Annotated in this window: 12 protein-coding genes; all 12 read right to left on the bottom strand. The window is 63.2% G+C overall.

Features of this window, described 5'->3' with window-relative positions; all coding sequences use genetic code 11:
* Window position 1: 1 nt before the first annotated feature.
* Window positions 2–1534: an NADH-quinone oxidoreductase subunit M gene (gene nuoM / locus GYA94_RS16225; protein ID WP_029886633.1), complete on the bottom strand. Its 1533-nt coding sequence runs from the start codon at window positions 1532–1534 to the stop codon at window positions 2–4.
* 49 nt (window positions 1535–1583) lie between these two features.
* Window positions 1584–3437 carry an NADH-quinone oxidoreductase subunit L gene (gene nuoL, locus GYA94_RS16220; RefSeq protein WP_161892703.1) on the bottom strand — a complete coding sequence of 618 codons (1854 nt, stop codon included), beginning with the start codon at window positions 3435–3437 and terminating at the stop codon, window positions 1584–1586.
* Window positions 3434–3742 carry an NADH-quinone oxidoreductase subunit NuoK gene (gene nuoK, locus GYA94_RS16215; protein ID WP_003251446.1) on the bottom strand — a complete coding sequence of 103 codons (309 nt, stop codon included), beginning with the start codon at window positions 3740–3742 and terminating at the stop codon, window positions 3434–3436. The genes nuoL and nuoK overlap by 4 nt, the downstream gene beginning before the upstream one ends.
* A 3-nt stretch (window positions 3743–3745) precedes the next feature.
* Window positions 3746–4246 carry an NADH-quinone oxidoreductase subunit J gene (gene nuoJ / locus GYA94_RS16210; RefSeq protein ID WP_009686420.1) on the bottom strand — a complete coding sequence of 167 codons (501 nt, stop codon included), beginning with the start codon at window positions 4244–4246 and terminating at the stop codon, window positions 3746–3748.
* Window positions 4247–4256: 10 nt separating this feature from the next.
* Window positions 4257–4805 (bottom strand): NADH-quinone oxidoreductase subunit NuoI, encoded by a 549-nt coding sequence (nuoI, locus tag GYA94_RS16205; RefSeq protein WP_016488223.1) that lies wholly within the window; start codon window positions 4803–4805, stop codon window positions 4257–4259.
* A gap of 11 nt (window positions 4806–4816) precedes the next feature.
* Complete coding sequence (gene nuoH / locus GYA94_RS16200; protein WP_029886631.1) at window positions 4817–5824, bottom strand: NADH-quinone oxidoreductase subunit NuoH; 1008 nt, start codon at window positions 5822–5824, stop codon at window positions 4817–4819.
* The gene (gene nuoG / locus GYA94_RS16195) at window positions 5821–8535 is read right to left on the bottom strand and encodes an NADH-quinone oxidoreductase subunit NuoG (RefSeq protein WP_029886630.1); all 2715 of its coding nucleotides are present in this window, start codon (window positions 8533–8535) and stop codon (window positions 5821–5823) included. The genes nuoH and nuoG overlap by 4 nt, the downstream gene beginning before the upstream one ends.
* A 132-nt stretch (window positions 8536–8667) precedes the next feature.
* Window positions 8668–10029 carry an NADH-quinone oxidoreductase subunit NuoF gene (gene nuoF, locus GYA94_RS16190; RefSeq protein WP_009686424.1) on the bottom strand — a complete coding sequence of 454 codons (1362 nt, stop codon included), beginning with the start codon at window positions 10027–10029 and terminating at the stop codon, window positions 8668–8670.
* The gene (gene nuoE / locus GYA94_RS16185) at window positions 10026–10523 is read right to left on the bottom strand and encodes an NADH-quinone oxidoreductase subunit NuoE (RefSeq protein ID WP_161892702.1); all 498 of its coding nucleotides are present in this window, start codon (window positions 10521–10523) and stop codon (window positions 10026–10028) included. Before nuoE ends, nuoF begins: the two co-directional genes overlap by 4 nt.
* 2 nt (window positions 10524–10525) lie before the next feature.
* Complete coding sequence (gene nuoC / locus GYA94_RS16180) at window positions 10526–12307, bottom strand: NADH-quinone oxidoreductase subunit C/D (RefSeq protein ID WP_110676799.1); 1782 nt, start codon at window positions 12305–12307, stop codon at window positions 10526–10528.
* A 79-nt stretch (window positions 12308–12386) separates the two neighbouring features.
* Window positions 12387–13064, bottom strand: coding sequence for a NuoB/complex I 20 kDa subunit family protein (locus GYA94_RS16175; protein WP_003251429.1), 678 nt, complete (start codon window positions 13062–13064; stop codon window positions 12387–12389).
* A gap of 9 nt (window positions 13065–13073) precedes the next feature.
* Window positions 13074–13487 (bottom strand): NADH-quinone oxidoreductase subunit A, encoded by a 414-nt coding sequence (locus GYA94_RS16170; protein ID WP_003251427.1) that lies wholly within the window; start codon window positions 13485–13487, stop codon window positions 13074–13076.
* Window positions 13488–14223 lie beyond the last annotated feature (736 nt).

Genomic DNA, 14223 nt, shown 5'->3' with positions numbered 1-14223 from the left:
CTTACCGGGCCGAAGCGAGTTGAGTGAAAGCGGAGCCGAGCCACTGCTGCACACCACTCATGGTGGCGGCAGAGGTGTCGAGGAATGGCTGCGGATACACGCCCAGCAGGATCAGCAGGACCGCAAGGCCCAGCACCATGATCAGCTCGCGACCGTCCATGCCGGCCAGTACGGTGTCGCTCTTGGCCGGGCCGAAGTAGGCGCGGTGGATCATGATCAGCGAGTACACCGAGCCAAATACCAGGCCGGTGGTGGCGATCACGGTGATCCACGGTACATGCACGAAGCTGCCGAGCAGGATCAGGAACTCGCCGACGAAGTTGCCGGTGCCGGGCAGGCCCAGCGAGGCAGCGGCGAAGAACAGGCTGATGGCGGGCAGGTAGGCGATACGGTGCCACAGGCCGCCCATCTGGCGCATGTCACGGGTGTGCAGGCGCTCGTACAGCTGGCCCGACAGGATGAACAGCGCGGCAGCCGACAGGCCGTGGGCCAGCATCTGGATCACCGCGCCTTGCAGGGCCTGCTGGCTGCCGGAGTAGATACCGATCAGCACGAAGCCCATGTGCGAGACGCTGGAGAAGGCGATCAGGCGCTTGATGTCGGTTTGCGCGAAAGCCAGGAACGCACCGTAGAAGATGCCGATCAGGCCCAGGGTCATGGCAATCGGCGCGAACTCGGCCGAGGCGTTCGGGAACAGCGGCAGGGCGAAGCGCAGCAGGCCATAGGCCGCAGTCTTCAGCAGGATACCGGCCAGGTCCACGGAACCTGCAGTGGGCGCCTGGGCGTGAGCGTCAGGCAACCAGGAGTGGAACGGCACCACCGGCAGCTTCACCGCAAAGGCGATGAAGAAGCCCAGCATCAGCAGGTATTCCACGCCCGCAGGCAACTGGGCCTTGAGCAGGTCGCTGTAGTTGAAGGTGAGCACGCCGGTGGTGTTGTAGTTGACCAGGACCAGGCCAAGGATCGCCACCAGCATGATCAGGCCGCTGGCCTGGGTGAAGATGAAGAACTTGGTCGCCGCGTAGATCCGGGTCTTCTTGCCATCTGCCGAGCTGTGACCCCAGAGCGCGATGAGGAAGTACATCGGCACCAGCATCATTTCCCAGAAGAAGAAGAACAGGAACAGGTCCAGTGCCAGGAACACACCGACCACGCCGCCCAGGATCCACATCAGGTTGAGGTGGAAGAAGCCGACGTGACGCTGGATTTCTTTCCACGAGCACAGGACCGACAGCACACCGAGCAGGCCGGTAAGCAGGATCATCAGCAGCGACAGGCCATCGAGGGCCAGGTGGATGCTGATGCCGAAGCGCTGGATCCACTGGACTTTGTATTCCAGGGCCCAGGCCGGTTCGGCGCCAGGTGCGGGGGCGAGGGTGTAATCGCCGTGAGCCCACAGCCACAGGCCGATGCCTAGCAGCAGGGACATGGTCAGCAGCGCGATCCAGCGCGGCAGGGTGGCGCCGAAGCGCTCACCCAGCCAGCACAGGAAGCCGCCGATGAAGGGGATCAGGATCAGCCAAGGCAAAATCATGACGGGTTCGTTTCCTTTTGCAGGGTCGCAAGGTTCGCAAAGTTCATGGTCATACCGCAGCCACTACCACAGCGCCGAGTACCAGCACTGCGCCAACGGCGATCGAGGCGGTGTACCAGCGCAGTTGGCCTGTCTCGGTCTTGCTCATGGCGACGTGGCCGCCGCGAGCCAGGCGAGGGATGAGGCCAATGCCGCGGTCAACCGGATCCTTGCGCAGCATGTGGCTGATCAGCAGGTAAGGTTTGACGAACAGCTTGTCGTAGATCCAGTCGAAGCCCCAGGCAGCGAACCACCAGGCCGAAAGCACGCGGCCGATGCTGCTGTTGGCCACCGCACTGACGAAGCTGCGCTTGCCCAGGAACAGCAGGGCTGCCAGCAGGATACCGGCAATGGCGATCGACCCCGAGGTGATTTCCAGCGCGTGCTTGGCGGCGCCACCGGCATGGCCGGCGCTTTCAGGCAGCACGCCGGCCAGCGGTGGGGTGATCCAGGCACCGATGAAGGTCGACAGCACGATCAGTACGCCCAGCGGCAGCCAGTGGCTGATGCCGTGGCCGGCATGCGCTTCGGTCTTGGCTTCGCCATGGAAGGCGATGAAGATCAGGCGGAAGGTGTACAGCGAGGTCATGAACGCGCCCACCAGGCCGGCGTACAGCAGGCCGGTGTTGCCGCTGGCGAAGGCTTCCCAGAGGATCTCGTCCTTGGAGTAGAAGCCTACCGTCACGATCGGCAGTGCGGCCAGGGCCGCGCCACCGATCACGAAGCTGGCATAGGCCAGGGGCAGTTTCTTCCACAGGCCGCCCATCTTGAAGATGTTCTGCTCGTGGTGGCAGGCAACGATCACCGCACCGGAGGCCAGGAACAGCAGTGCCTTGAAGAACGCGTGGGTCATCAGGTGGAAGATCGCCGCGTCCCAGGCACCGACGCCCAGGGCCAGGAACATGTAGCCGATCTGGCTCATGGTCGAGTAGGCGAGGATACGCTTGATGTCGGTTTGCACCAGCGCGGCGAAGCCGGCCAGTACAAGGGTCACGCCACCGACTACGCCTACCAGGTGCAGGATGTCGGGTGCCAGCAGGAACAGGCCGTTGGTACGGGCGATCAGGTACACGCCCGCAGTCACCATGGTCGCGGCGTGGATCAGTGCCGAAACCGGGGTCGGGCCGGCCATCGCGTCCGCCAGCCAGGTCTGCAGTGGCAGCTGGGCCGATTTACCCACCGCACCGCCCAGCAGCATCAGCGTTGCCAGCACCATCCAGGTGTCGCCCGCCTGGAATTTCTGTGGTGCCAGTACCAGCAGCTCCTGCACGTTCAAGGTACCCAGCTGGGCGAACAGGATGAACAGGCCGATGGCCATGAACACGTCGCCGATGCGGGTGACGATGAATGCCTTGAGCGCGGCATTACCGTTGTTGCGGTTGCTGTAGTAGAAGCCGATCAACAGGTACGAGCACAGGCCCACGCCTTCCCAGCCGAAGTAGATGAACAGCAGGTTATCGCCAAGGATCAGGAACAGCATGCTGGCGATGAACAGGTTGGTGTACGAGAAGAAGCGCGAGTAGCCGGCTTCGCCACGCATGTACCAGGAGGCGAACAGGTGGATCAGGAAGCCGACACCGGTGACCACGCCGAGCATGGTGACCGACAGGCCGTCCAGGTACAGGGTGAAGTTCGGCGCGAAGCCGTCCACCGACATCCACTGCCACAGCAACTGGCTGTAAGCGCCGCCTTCAGGTGGGGCGACGTTGAATTGCCAGATGACGTAGGCGGCCGTGGCCGCCGACAGGCCTACCGAGCCGACGCCGATCAGCGCGGACAGGTTCTCCGAGAACCGTCCGCGCGAGAACGACAGCAGCAGGAAGCCGATGAGGGGGAAGACGAAAGTCAGGAAGAGAAGGTTCATCCGCGCATCTCACTGGCAGCATCGATGTCGAGAGTGTGGAACCGGCGGTACAGCTGCAGCAGGATGGCCAGGCCAATGCTGGCCTCGGCAGCTGCCAGGCTGATCACCAGAATGAACATCACCTGGCCGTCGGGCTGGACCCAACGGGCCCCGGCGACGACGAACGCCAGGGCAGAGGCGTTCATCATGACTTCCAGGCTCATGAGCACGAAGAGGATGTTGCGGCGGACCATCAGGCCAACCAGACCTAAGCAGAACAGGATGCCGGCGACTGCCAGGCCATGTTCGAGAGGGATAGCACCCATGATTTACTCCTTCGCCTCGTTGCGGCCCAGGTGGAAGGCGGTCACAGCTGCCGCCAGCAGCAGCATCGACGCCAGTTCGACCACCAGCAGGTAGGGGCCGAACAGGCTGACACCCACGGCTTTCGGGCCCACGGTGGTACCGCTGATGCCGGCGCCGCTCGGGGTGACGAACAGCACGTACAGCAGCTCTGCCAGCAGCAGGGCGCCAAGGATGACCGGCCCGGCCCAGATGCCGGGCTTGAGCCAGCCGCGCTCCTGGGCCACCGAAGCCGGCCCGAGGTTGAGCATCATCACCACGAACACGAACAGCACCATGATGGCGCCGGCGTAGGCGATCACTTCCAGGGCACCGGCGAACGGTGCACCCAGGGAGAAGAAGATCATGGCCACGGAAATCAGCGAAATGATCAGGTAAAGCAAGGCGTGCACGGGGTTGGTGCCGGTCACCACCCGAAGGGTGGACACCACGGCGATCCCGGATGCGAAGTAGAAAGCGAATTCCATCTTTCTGTCCTTATGGGAGCAAGCTCTTCACGTTGATCGGCTCGGCTTCGTTCTGTGCAGCGCCTTTCGGCTTGCCAGCGATGGCCATACCCGCAACACGGTAGAAGTTGTAGTCAGGGTTCTTGCCGGGGCCGGAGATCAGCAGATCTTCTTTCTCGTACACCAGGTCCTGACGCTTGAACTCGGCCATTTCGAAATCCGGAGTCAGCTGGATCGCGGTGGTCGGGCACGCTTCTTCACACAGGCCGCAGAAGATGCAGCGCGAGAAGTTGATGCGGAAGAACTCCGGGTACCAGCGGCCGTCCTCGGTTTCGGCTTTCTGCAGCGAGATGCAGCCGACCGGGCAGGCCACCGCGCAGAGGTTGCACGCTACGCAGCGCTCCTCGCCGTCGGGGTCGCGGGTGAGCACGATGCGGCCGCGGTAGCGCGGCGGCAGGTACACGGGCTCTTCGGGGTACTGAAGGGTGTCGCGTTTGCGAAACCCGTGGGAGAACACCATGGCCAGGCTGCGCAGCTGGGTGCCGGTGCCTTTAACGATGTCGCCGATATACTTGAACATGGGTCAAATCCTCACTGGGCCGCGACGGCTGGCGTGTTGTAGAGCACGAGCGCAGCGGTCACCAGCAAATTGATCAGGGTCAGCGGCAGGCAGAACTTCCAGCTGAAGTCCATCACCTGGTCATAGCGTGGGCGCGGGATCGAGGCGCGCAGCAGGATGAACAGCATGATGAAGAACGCGGTCTTCAATGCGAACCACAGGAACGGCAGTTGCGGCAGGATGCCGAACGGGCCGTGCCAGCCGCCGAAGAACAGGGTTACCAGCAGCGCCGAGATGAGGATGATGCCGATGTACTCACCGACGAAGAACATGCCCCACTTCATGCCGGCATACTCGATGTGGTAGCCGTCGGCCAGTTCCTGTTCCGCTTCCGGCTGGTCGAACGGGTGACGGTGAGTCACGGCCACGCCAGCGATGAAGAAGGTGCAGAAGCCGAAGAACTGCGGAATGATGAACCACAGGTTCTGCGCCTGGTACTCGACGATGTCGCGCATGTTGAACGAGCCCACCTGCACCACCACGCCCATCAGCGCCAGGCCCAGGAACACTTCGTACGACACGGTCTGTGCCGACGCCCGCAAGCTGCCCAACAGGGCGTACTTGTTGTTCGACGACCAGCCGGCAAACAGCACCGCGTAGACCGACAGGCCGGCCATGGCGAAGAAGAACAGCAGGCCGATGTTCAGGTCGGCGACGCCCCAGCCCGGGGTGATCGGGATGATCGAGAAGCCGATCAGCAGGGCGCTCATGGCCACGACTGGCGCCAGGGTGAAGATCATCTTGTCGACGAAGGGCGGGTTCCAGTCTTCCTTGAAGAACATCTTCAGCATGTCGGCTGCGATCTGGAACATGCCGAACGGGCCGACACGGTTCGGACCGTAGCGGTCCTGCCACCAGCCCAGCAAGCGGCGTTCGACGAAGCTGAGCAGGGCGCCGCAGACCACCACGGCCAACAGCACCACGATAGCCTTGACGACCTGGATGATCACATCGATCACTTCGGGGGTGAACCAGCTCATTGTGCTGCCTCCTGCAGACCTTCGACGGGTGCACCGAAGATGGCAGGCGGAATGCCGGCCAGGCCTTTCGGCAGCGCGACCAGGCCAGCGCCCAGCTCTTCATTGATACGCAGCGGCAGGCGCAGGGCCACACCGGCAACGGTCAGGCTCAGCAGCGCACCTTCGTTGACGCCCAGGCGGTCGGCCTCGGACTTGGCCAGGGCCACGTAGGCCGCCGGAATACGCTGTTGCACCGGGGCGGCGCGCGAGGAGCTTTCTTCACTGCCGAACAGGTGGAAGAACGGCACCGCCGTCCAGGTGCCACGGGCCGGGTTGAAGGCGCCCGGAATGGCGCTGAACCAGTTCAGGCGGTCGCCTTGCGACTCGATCAGGCGCACGCCCGGGTCACCAGCACGCAGGTGGCCACCGACCTCGTCCTGGAACTTGTTCCAGGCTTGCGGCGAGTTCCAGCCCGGCGACCAGGCGAACGGCACCTGCTGGCGCGGTTCGGCCGAGCCCGAGTAGCCTTCCATGGAGAAGGCGAACGCGGTGTCCTTGTCTTGCGGGGTACGTGGCTCGTGCACGCTGATGTTGGCGCGCATGGCGGTACGGCCGGAGTAGCGCAGCGGCTCGCGGGCCAGCTTCATGCCCTTGATGCGGAACGCGGCGCTTGGCGCGGCATTGACGATGCCGGCCAGTTGCGGCGCGGCAGCCGCACAGGCGCTGGTGACGTGGTCCAGTTGCGTCCAGTCGACCGGCTTGTTCAGCAGGGTGGCACGCAGGGCGTGCATCCAGCGCCAGCCTTCGTGGATCTGGATGCTGCTGTCCAGGTACTGCGGGTCGAACACCTGGAAGAAGCGCTGGGCACGGCCTTCCTGGCTGACCAGGGTACCGTCGCCTTCGGCGAACGAGGCGGCCGGCAACACCAGGTGGGCGCGGTCGACCGTCGGGGTTTTCGAGTGGTCGGCGACGATCACCACTTTGGCGGCCGCCAGAGCTGCGTCGACCTTGGCAGCCGCTACGCGGGCGTACAGGTCGTTTTCCAGCACCACGATCGCATCGGCTTTGCCGCTGATGACGGCGTCCAGCGCGGCATCCACCGACTCGCCACCGAGCATGGCCAGGCCGATGCTGTTGGCCTCTGGCACCACCAGGCTCAGGGAGCCGTTTTTCTCGCGCAGCTTCAGGGCCTTGGCGATGTTGGCGGCGGCTTCGATCAGGGCCGGGTCGGCCAGCGAAGTGCCCGCTACCACCAATGGGCGCTTGGCGGCCACCAGGGCGTCGGCGATGCGCTGGGCCAGGGCTTTGGCTTCGGCGTCCAGGCCTTCGACAGCCGGGGCGCTCGGGTCGATGGCGTGAGCCACTGCGAAGCCGAGGCGGGCCAGGTCGGCGGGGGCTGCGTGCACGCACTCTTCAGCCACGTCGTCCAGCTTGGTTTGCGCCAGCGAAGCGATGAACAGCGGGTACAGCGCGTGCTGGCCGATGTTCTTCACGGCAGCGTCGAGCCAAGGCTGCACCTTCATCGCTTCGGCCATGGCCTCGGCCTTGCCCTTGGTCGCCTGGCGCACAGCCAGGGCGACGCGGGCAGCGGTCTGGGTCAGGTCTTCACCCAGCACGAACACGGCGTCGTGGTCTTCGATGTCGCGCAGGGTCGGCACCGGCAGCGGGCTGTTGTTCAGCACGTCCAGGGCCAGGCGCACCCGGGCCAGCTCGCCAGCTTCCATGCCCGAGTAGAAGTACTCGGCACCGACCAGCTCACGCAGGCCGTAGTTGCTTTCGAGGCTGGCGCGTGGCGAACCGATGCCGACGATGGTGCGGCCGCGCAGCAGGTCGGCGGCCTTGTCCAGGGCGGCGTCCAGGCCCAGCTTGGTGCCGTCGGCCAGTTGTGGCTGGCGCGGGCGGTCCGTGCGGTTGACGTAACCGTAGCCAAAGCGGCCGCGGTCGCACAGGAAGTACTGGTTCACCGAACCGTTGAAGCGGTTTTCGATACGGCGCAGCTCGCCGTAGCGCTCGCCCGGGCTGATGTTGCAGCCGCTGGAGCAGCCATGGCAGATGCTCGGGGCAAACTGCATGTCCCACTTGCGGTTGTAGCGCTCGGAGTGGGTCTTGTCGGTGAACACGCCCGTTGGGCAGACTTCGGTCAGGTTGCCGGAGAACTCGCTTTCCAGCACGCCGTCTTCGACGCGACCGAAGTACACGTTGTCGTGGGCGCCGTAGACACCCAGGTCGGTCCCGCCGGCGTAGTCCTTGTAGTAGCGCACGCAGCGGTAGCAGGCGATGCAGCGGTTCATCTCATGGGCGATGAACGGGCCGAGGTCCTGGTTCTGGTGGGTACGCTTGGTGAAACGGTAGCGGCGCTCGTTGTGGCCGGTCATTACCGTCATGTCCTGCAGGTGGCAGTGACCGCCTTCCTCGCACACCGGGCAGTCGTGCGGGTGGTTGGTCATCAGCCATTCGACGACGCTGGCGCGGAACGCCTTGGACTCTTCATCGTCGATGGAGATCCAGGTGCCGTCGGAAGCAGGGGTCATGCAGGACATGACGATACGACCACGGGTGTCGTTCTCGTCGGTGTACTGCTTCACCGCGCACTGCCGGCAGGCACCCACGCTACCAAGCGCGGGGTGCCAGCAGAAATAAGGGATGTCGAGGCCGAGTGACAGACACGCCTGTAAAAGGTTGTCAGCACCGTTGACTTCGAGCGCTTTGCCGTCTACGTGGATAGTGGCCATTGTTCAAAGTTCTTCGTTGGCCCGCGTGAGCGGGCGTGGCTAATGGAAATCGGTGAGCCTGCGGCACGCCACGAGTCATTCGGGCCTGCCGGCGGGCTGGCGGGTGGCACGGACCACCCGCGTTCTATCTTTTTATGCGCCGACCACAATCGGCTTCGCCAGGTTCGGGCGCAGGGTGCCAGCGCTTTCAGGCGCCACACCGGCCTCGAACTCCGAGCGGAAGTATTTGATGGCACTGCCCAATGGCTCGACGGCACCCGGTGCGTGAGCACAGAAGGTACGGCCTGGGCCGAGGAAGTTGACCAGCCCCAGCAGCGTCTCGATGTCTTCGGCGCGGCCCTGGCCGTTTTCCAGTGCGCGGAGCATTTTCACGCTCCACGGCAGGCCGTCACGGCAAGGGGTGCACCAGCCACACGACTCGCGGGCGAAGAACTCTTCCATGTTGCGCAGCAGCGACACCATGTTGACGCTGTCGTCGACCGCCATGGCCAGGCCCGTACCCATGCGGGTGCCGACTTTGGCGATGCCACCGGCGTACATCTGCGCGTCGAGGTGCTCGGGCAGCAGGAAGCCGGTACCGGCGCCGCCTGGCTGCCAGCACTTGAGCTTGAAGCCGTCACGCATGCCACCGGCGTAGTCTTCGAACAGCTCGCGGGCGGTAACGCCGAACGGCAGTTCCCACAGGCCCGGGTTCTTGACCTTGCCGGAGAAGCCCATCAGCTTGGTGCCGTGGTCTTCGCTGCCTTCACGGGCCAGCGACTTGTACCAGTCGTTGCCGTTGGCGACGATGGCTGGCACGTTGCACAGCGTTTCGACGTTGTTCACGCAGGTCGGTTTGCCCCATACACCCACCGCAGCAGGGAAGGGCGGCTTGGAGCGCGGGTTGGCGCGGCGGCCTTCCAGCGAGTTGATCAGCGCGGTTTCTTCACCGCAGATGTAGCGCCCGGCACCGGTGTGCACGAACAGCTCGAAATCGAAACCGCTGCCCAGGATGTTCTTGCCCAAAAGGCCTGCGGCCTTGGCTTCATCGATGGCGCGGTTGAGGTTTTTCGCGGCGGTGGTGTATTCGCCGCGCAGGAAGATGTAGCCGCGGTAGGCCTTCAGGGCGCGGGCGCTGATCAGCATGCCCTCCACCAGCAGATGGGGCTGTTGCTCCATCAGCATGCGGTCCTTCCAGGTGTTGGGCTCCATTTCGTCCGCGTTGCACAGCAGGTAGCGGATGTTCATGGATTCGTCTTTGGGCATCAGGCCCCACTTCACCCCGGTGGGGAAGCCGGCGCCACCACGGCCCTTGAGGCCGGAGTCCTTGACGCTTTGTACGATATCGTCGGCCGACATGTCTGCCAGCGCCTTGCGCGCGGCGGCGTAGCCGTTCTTCGATTCATACTCGGCCAGCCATACCGGTTCGCCGTCGTCACGCAGGCGCCAAGTCAGCGGGTGGGTTTCGGCCGTGCGCGCGATGCGGTTGGCCGGGCCGAAGGAAGTAATGGTCATACGTAACCCTCCAGCAGTTTGGAAACGCCAGCCGGCTGCACGTCACCGAAGGTGTCGTCGTCGATCATCAGCGCCGGGGCTTTGTCGCAGTTGCCCAGGCAGCATACCGGCAGCAGGGTGAAGCGGCCGTCTGCGGTAGTCTGGCCAAGGCCGATGCCCAGTTCGTTCTGGATCTGGCTGACCACCGATTCGTGGCCGCCGATGTAGCAGACCATGCTGTCGCACACGCGGATGATGTGGCGGCCGACTGGCTGGCGGAAAATCTGGCTGTAGAAGGTGGCTACACCTTCGACGTCGCTGGCCGGAATACCCAGCACTTCGCCGATGGCGTGAATGGCGCCGTCCGGCACCCAGCCGCGTTCCTTCTGAACGATCTTCAGGGCTTCGATGGACGCCGCGCGCGGGTCCTCGTAGTGATGCATTTCGTGCTCGATGGCCGAGCGCTCGGTTTCGCTCAGGGCGAAACGGTCTGTCTGGATAAGCGTGCTGTTCATGCTTAGCGGTCCACGTCAGCCATAACGAAGTCGATACTGCCCAGGTACGCAATGAGGTCGGCGACCATGCTGCCTTTGATCACCGAAGGGATCTGCTGCAGGTGCGGGTAGCTCGGGGTACGGATCCGGGTGCGGTAGCTCATGGTGCCGCCATCGCTCGTCAGGTAGTAACTGTTGATGCCCTTGGTCGCCTCGATCATCTGGAACGACTCGTTGGCCGGCATCACCGGGCCCCACGAGACTTGCAGGAAGTGCGTGATCAGGGTTTCGATGTGCTGCAAGGTGCGCTCTTTCGGCGGCGGCGTGGTCAGCGGGTGATCCGCCTTGTACGGGCCTTCCGGCATGTTGCGCAGGCACTGGTCGATGATGCGGATACTCTGGCGCATCTCCTCGACACGGACCATGCAGCGATCGTAGGCATCGCCGTTGTGGGCCAGCGGTACTTCGAACTCGAAGTTCTCGTAGCCGGAGTAAGGGCGGGCTTTGCGCAGGTCGAAGTCGCAACCGGTGGAGCGCAGGCCGGCACCGGTGGTGCCCCAGGCCAGTGCTTCCTTGGTGTTGTAGGCAGCGACGCCGATGGTACGGCCCTTGAGGATGCTGTTCTGCAAGGCCGCCTTGGTGTACTCGTCGAGGCGCTTGGGCAGCCATTCGACGAAGTCCTTGACCAGTTTGTCCCAGCCGCGCGGCAGGTCGTGGGCGACGCCACCGATGCGGTACCAGGCCGGGTGCAGGCGGAAACCGGTGATCGCCTCGATCACGGTGTAGGCGCGCTGGCGGTCGGTGAAGGTGAAGAACACCGGGGTCATGGCACCCACGTCCTGAATATAGGTGCCCAGGAACAGCAGGTGGCTGGTGATGCGGAAGAACTCGGCGAGCATGATGCGGATCACGTCGACCTTCTGCGGCACCTGGATGCCGGCCAGCTTCTCCACCGCGAGCACGTACGGCAGGTTGTTCATCACCCCGCCGAGGTAGTCGATACGGTCGGTGTAGGGGATGAAGCTGTGCCAGGACTGGCGCTCGGCCATTTTCTCGGCGCCACGGTGGTGGTAGCCGATGTCCGGTACGCAGTCGACGATCTCTTCACCGTCCAGCTGCAGCACGATGCGGAATGCACCGTGCGCCGAAGGGTGGTTGGGGCCGAGGTTGAGGAACATGTAGTCCTCGTTGGCGCCCTGACGCTTCATGCCCCAGGCTTCAGGGTTGAAGCGCGCCGATTCCTCTTCGAGCTGCTGCTTGGCCAGGGTCAGGCTGTACGGGTCGAACTCGGTGGCACGGGCCGGGTAGTCCTTGCGCAGCGGGTGGCCTTCCCAGGTGGGGGGCATCATGATGCGGCTGAGGTGCGGGTGGCCGGCAAAGTCGATGCCGAACATGTCCCAGACTTCGCGCTCGTACCAGTTGGCGTTCGGCCAGATGTTGGTCACCGATGGCAGGTTGAGGTCGCCTTCGCTGAGCGACACCTTGATCATCACGTCGCTGTTACGCTCGACCGACAGCAGGTGGTAGAACACGCTGAAGTCGGCGGCTGGCAGGCCGCGGCGCTGGGTACGCAGGCGTTCGTCGACGCCGTGCAGGTCGTACAGCATGCTGTACGGCTTGGCCACGCCACGCAGGAAGCTCAGCACTTCCTTGAGTTGGGCGCGCTTGACCCACAGCACGGGCATGCCGGTGCGGGTTTCCTGGGCGACGAAAGCTTCGGCGCCAAAACGGTTGTGCAGTTCGACGACCACATCCTGGTCGTCAGCCTTGTAGGGCGGAATGAAAATAGCGTTGTCCGCTGTCATGGTCTCGGTCGCTTTGGGTCAACGTTAAGAATGAAGCCAGGCCGCCGGCTCCATGGGGAGCGGGCGGCAGGTCGCTGGATCAGACTTCGTCGGGGCTGCGCAGGTTGGTTACTGCAATGCGCTGCTCACGACGCAAGTCTTTCTGGGCTGGCATCTCGGCACGGTAAATACCTTGATCACCAACAACCCAGGAAAGCGGGCGTCGTTCTTGGCCGATCGACTCCTGCAGCAGCATCAAGCCTTGCAGGAAAGCCTCAGGGCGTGGCGGGCAGCCAGGCACATAGACGTCCACGGGGAGGAACTTGTCGACCCCCTGAACGACCGAGTAGATGTCGTACATGCCACCGGAGTTGGCGCACGACCCCATGGAGATCACCCACTTGGGCTCGAGCATCTGCTCGTACAGGCGCTGGATGATCGGCGCCATTTTCACGAAGCAGGTACCGGCAATGACCATGAAGTCGGCCTGACGCGGCGAGGCCCGGATGACTTCGGCACCGAAGCGGGCGATGTCGTGGGGTGCCGTGAAGGCCGTGGTCATTTCCACGTAGCAGCAGGACAGGCCGAAGTTGTACGGCCACAGTGAGTTCTTGCGACCCCAGTTGACCGCGCCACGCAGCACATCTTCGAGCTTGCCCATGAAGATGTTCTTGTGGACCTGGTCCTCCAGCAGCTGATCGGTGACGGTTTCCCGTTCACCGACCGGGTACTGCTCGTTGGGCGCATCCGGATCGATTCTGGTGAGATTGTATTGCATGCCAAAGCCTCATTGTTTCAGCTTCGCTTGCCGCTTGCGGCGACCTTCGGGAGCCCAATCAAGTGCCCCGACGCGCCATAGGTAGACAAGACCTGCCAACAGAATTGCTATGAAAACGAGTGCTTCGACGAACCCGGTCCAGCCGCTTTCGCGGACGGACACAGACCATGCAAAGAGAAAGAGGGCTTCGATATCGAAGATCACGAACAGCATCGCGACCAGATAGAATTTGGCGGACAGGCGCAGGCGGGCGCTGCCGACGGGCAGCATGCCGGATTCGAAGGGTTCGTTCTTGGCGCGGCCCCATGCCTTGCTACCGAGCAGGCTGGACAGGCCGAGCATGAAGGCGCACAGGCCGACGACACCCAGGAGGAAGATGGCAAAGCCCCAGTTGTGGGCGATGAGTCCTGCCGAATCGGACATGCTAGAAATCCTTATACAGAGACCCAGCTCTGCAGTCTGAAATAAGTGTAGAGCGGCGACCTGGTGTCGCACATGCAGTGACCAAATGTCGCAGCTGAATCAATCGCGCTGATTTTATGGGTAAACCTGGTGCAAGTAAAATTTCTGTAGCAAATTTATCCGTAGGATTTAGTGCAACAGCAGCGCGTAAATGGCTGAAAGCCTTGAAATTCGGGCATTGCGTGCGCTTTTGTTAATTATGTTTCTTGCGAGTGGTAACGAATTACAAGTTTCGTAATGATAATTAATATCATTTGGCCTGGTGCCATTTAATTGGGCTGTTCTGAGCCTTGTAAAGTTCATCTGGCGAGTCCCCCTACTTGTAAATGCGAAAGGGCCGTGTTCTAGCAGCTTTGCGCGGCGGTTGCACCGCTCTGGGTCAATACTTTAGTGGTTGGGTCATGACTGGCTGATGAAGCGGCCGGCCAGTGCTGCCCTGGGTGCGGTGCTGCCACAAGCATAGACGTGATTGTGGGGTTTGTTGGGCTGGCGTGGGTCGCGTGAGGGCCGCCATTTGTATGGCGAAAGGAATGCAGCGCCTGTGAGACCGAGCGCCGCCCGCGCGGCGCATCGCCGGCAAGCCGGCTCCCACATCTGTTTCGGGCCAATGATGCCTGTGTCATTTGCGCGCGGCCCCTTTGGCGCATGGCTCGATACCGCGCCGTATGTACTAGGCGGTCGCCTGCGCTGGTCAGGA

Origin of the sequence: Pseudomonas juntendi (genome assembly GCF_009932375.1) — a bacterium.
Classification (GTDB): Bacteria; Pseudomonadota; Gammaproteobacteria; order Pseudomonadales; family Pseudomonadaceae; genus Aquipseudomonas; species Aquipseudomonas juntendi.
Note: the sequence above shows the minus strand (reverse complement) of the source record. Positions and strands in the feature narration are given on the sequence as shown.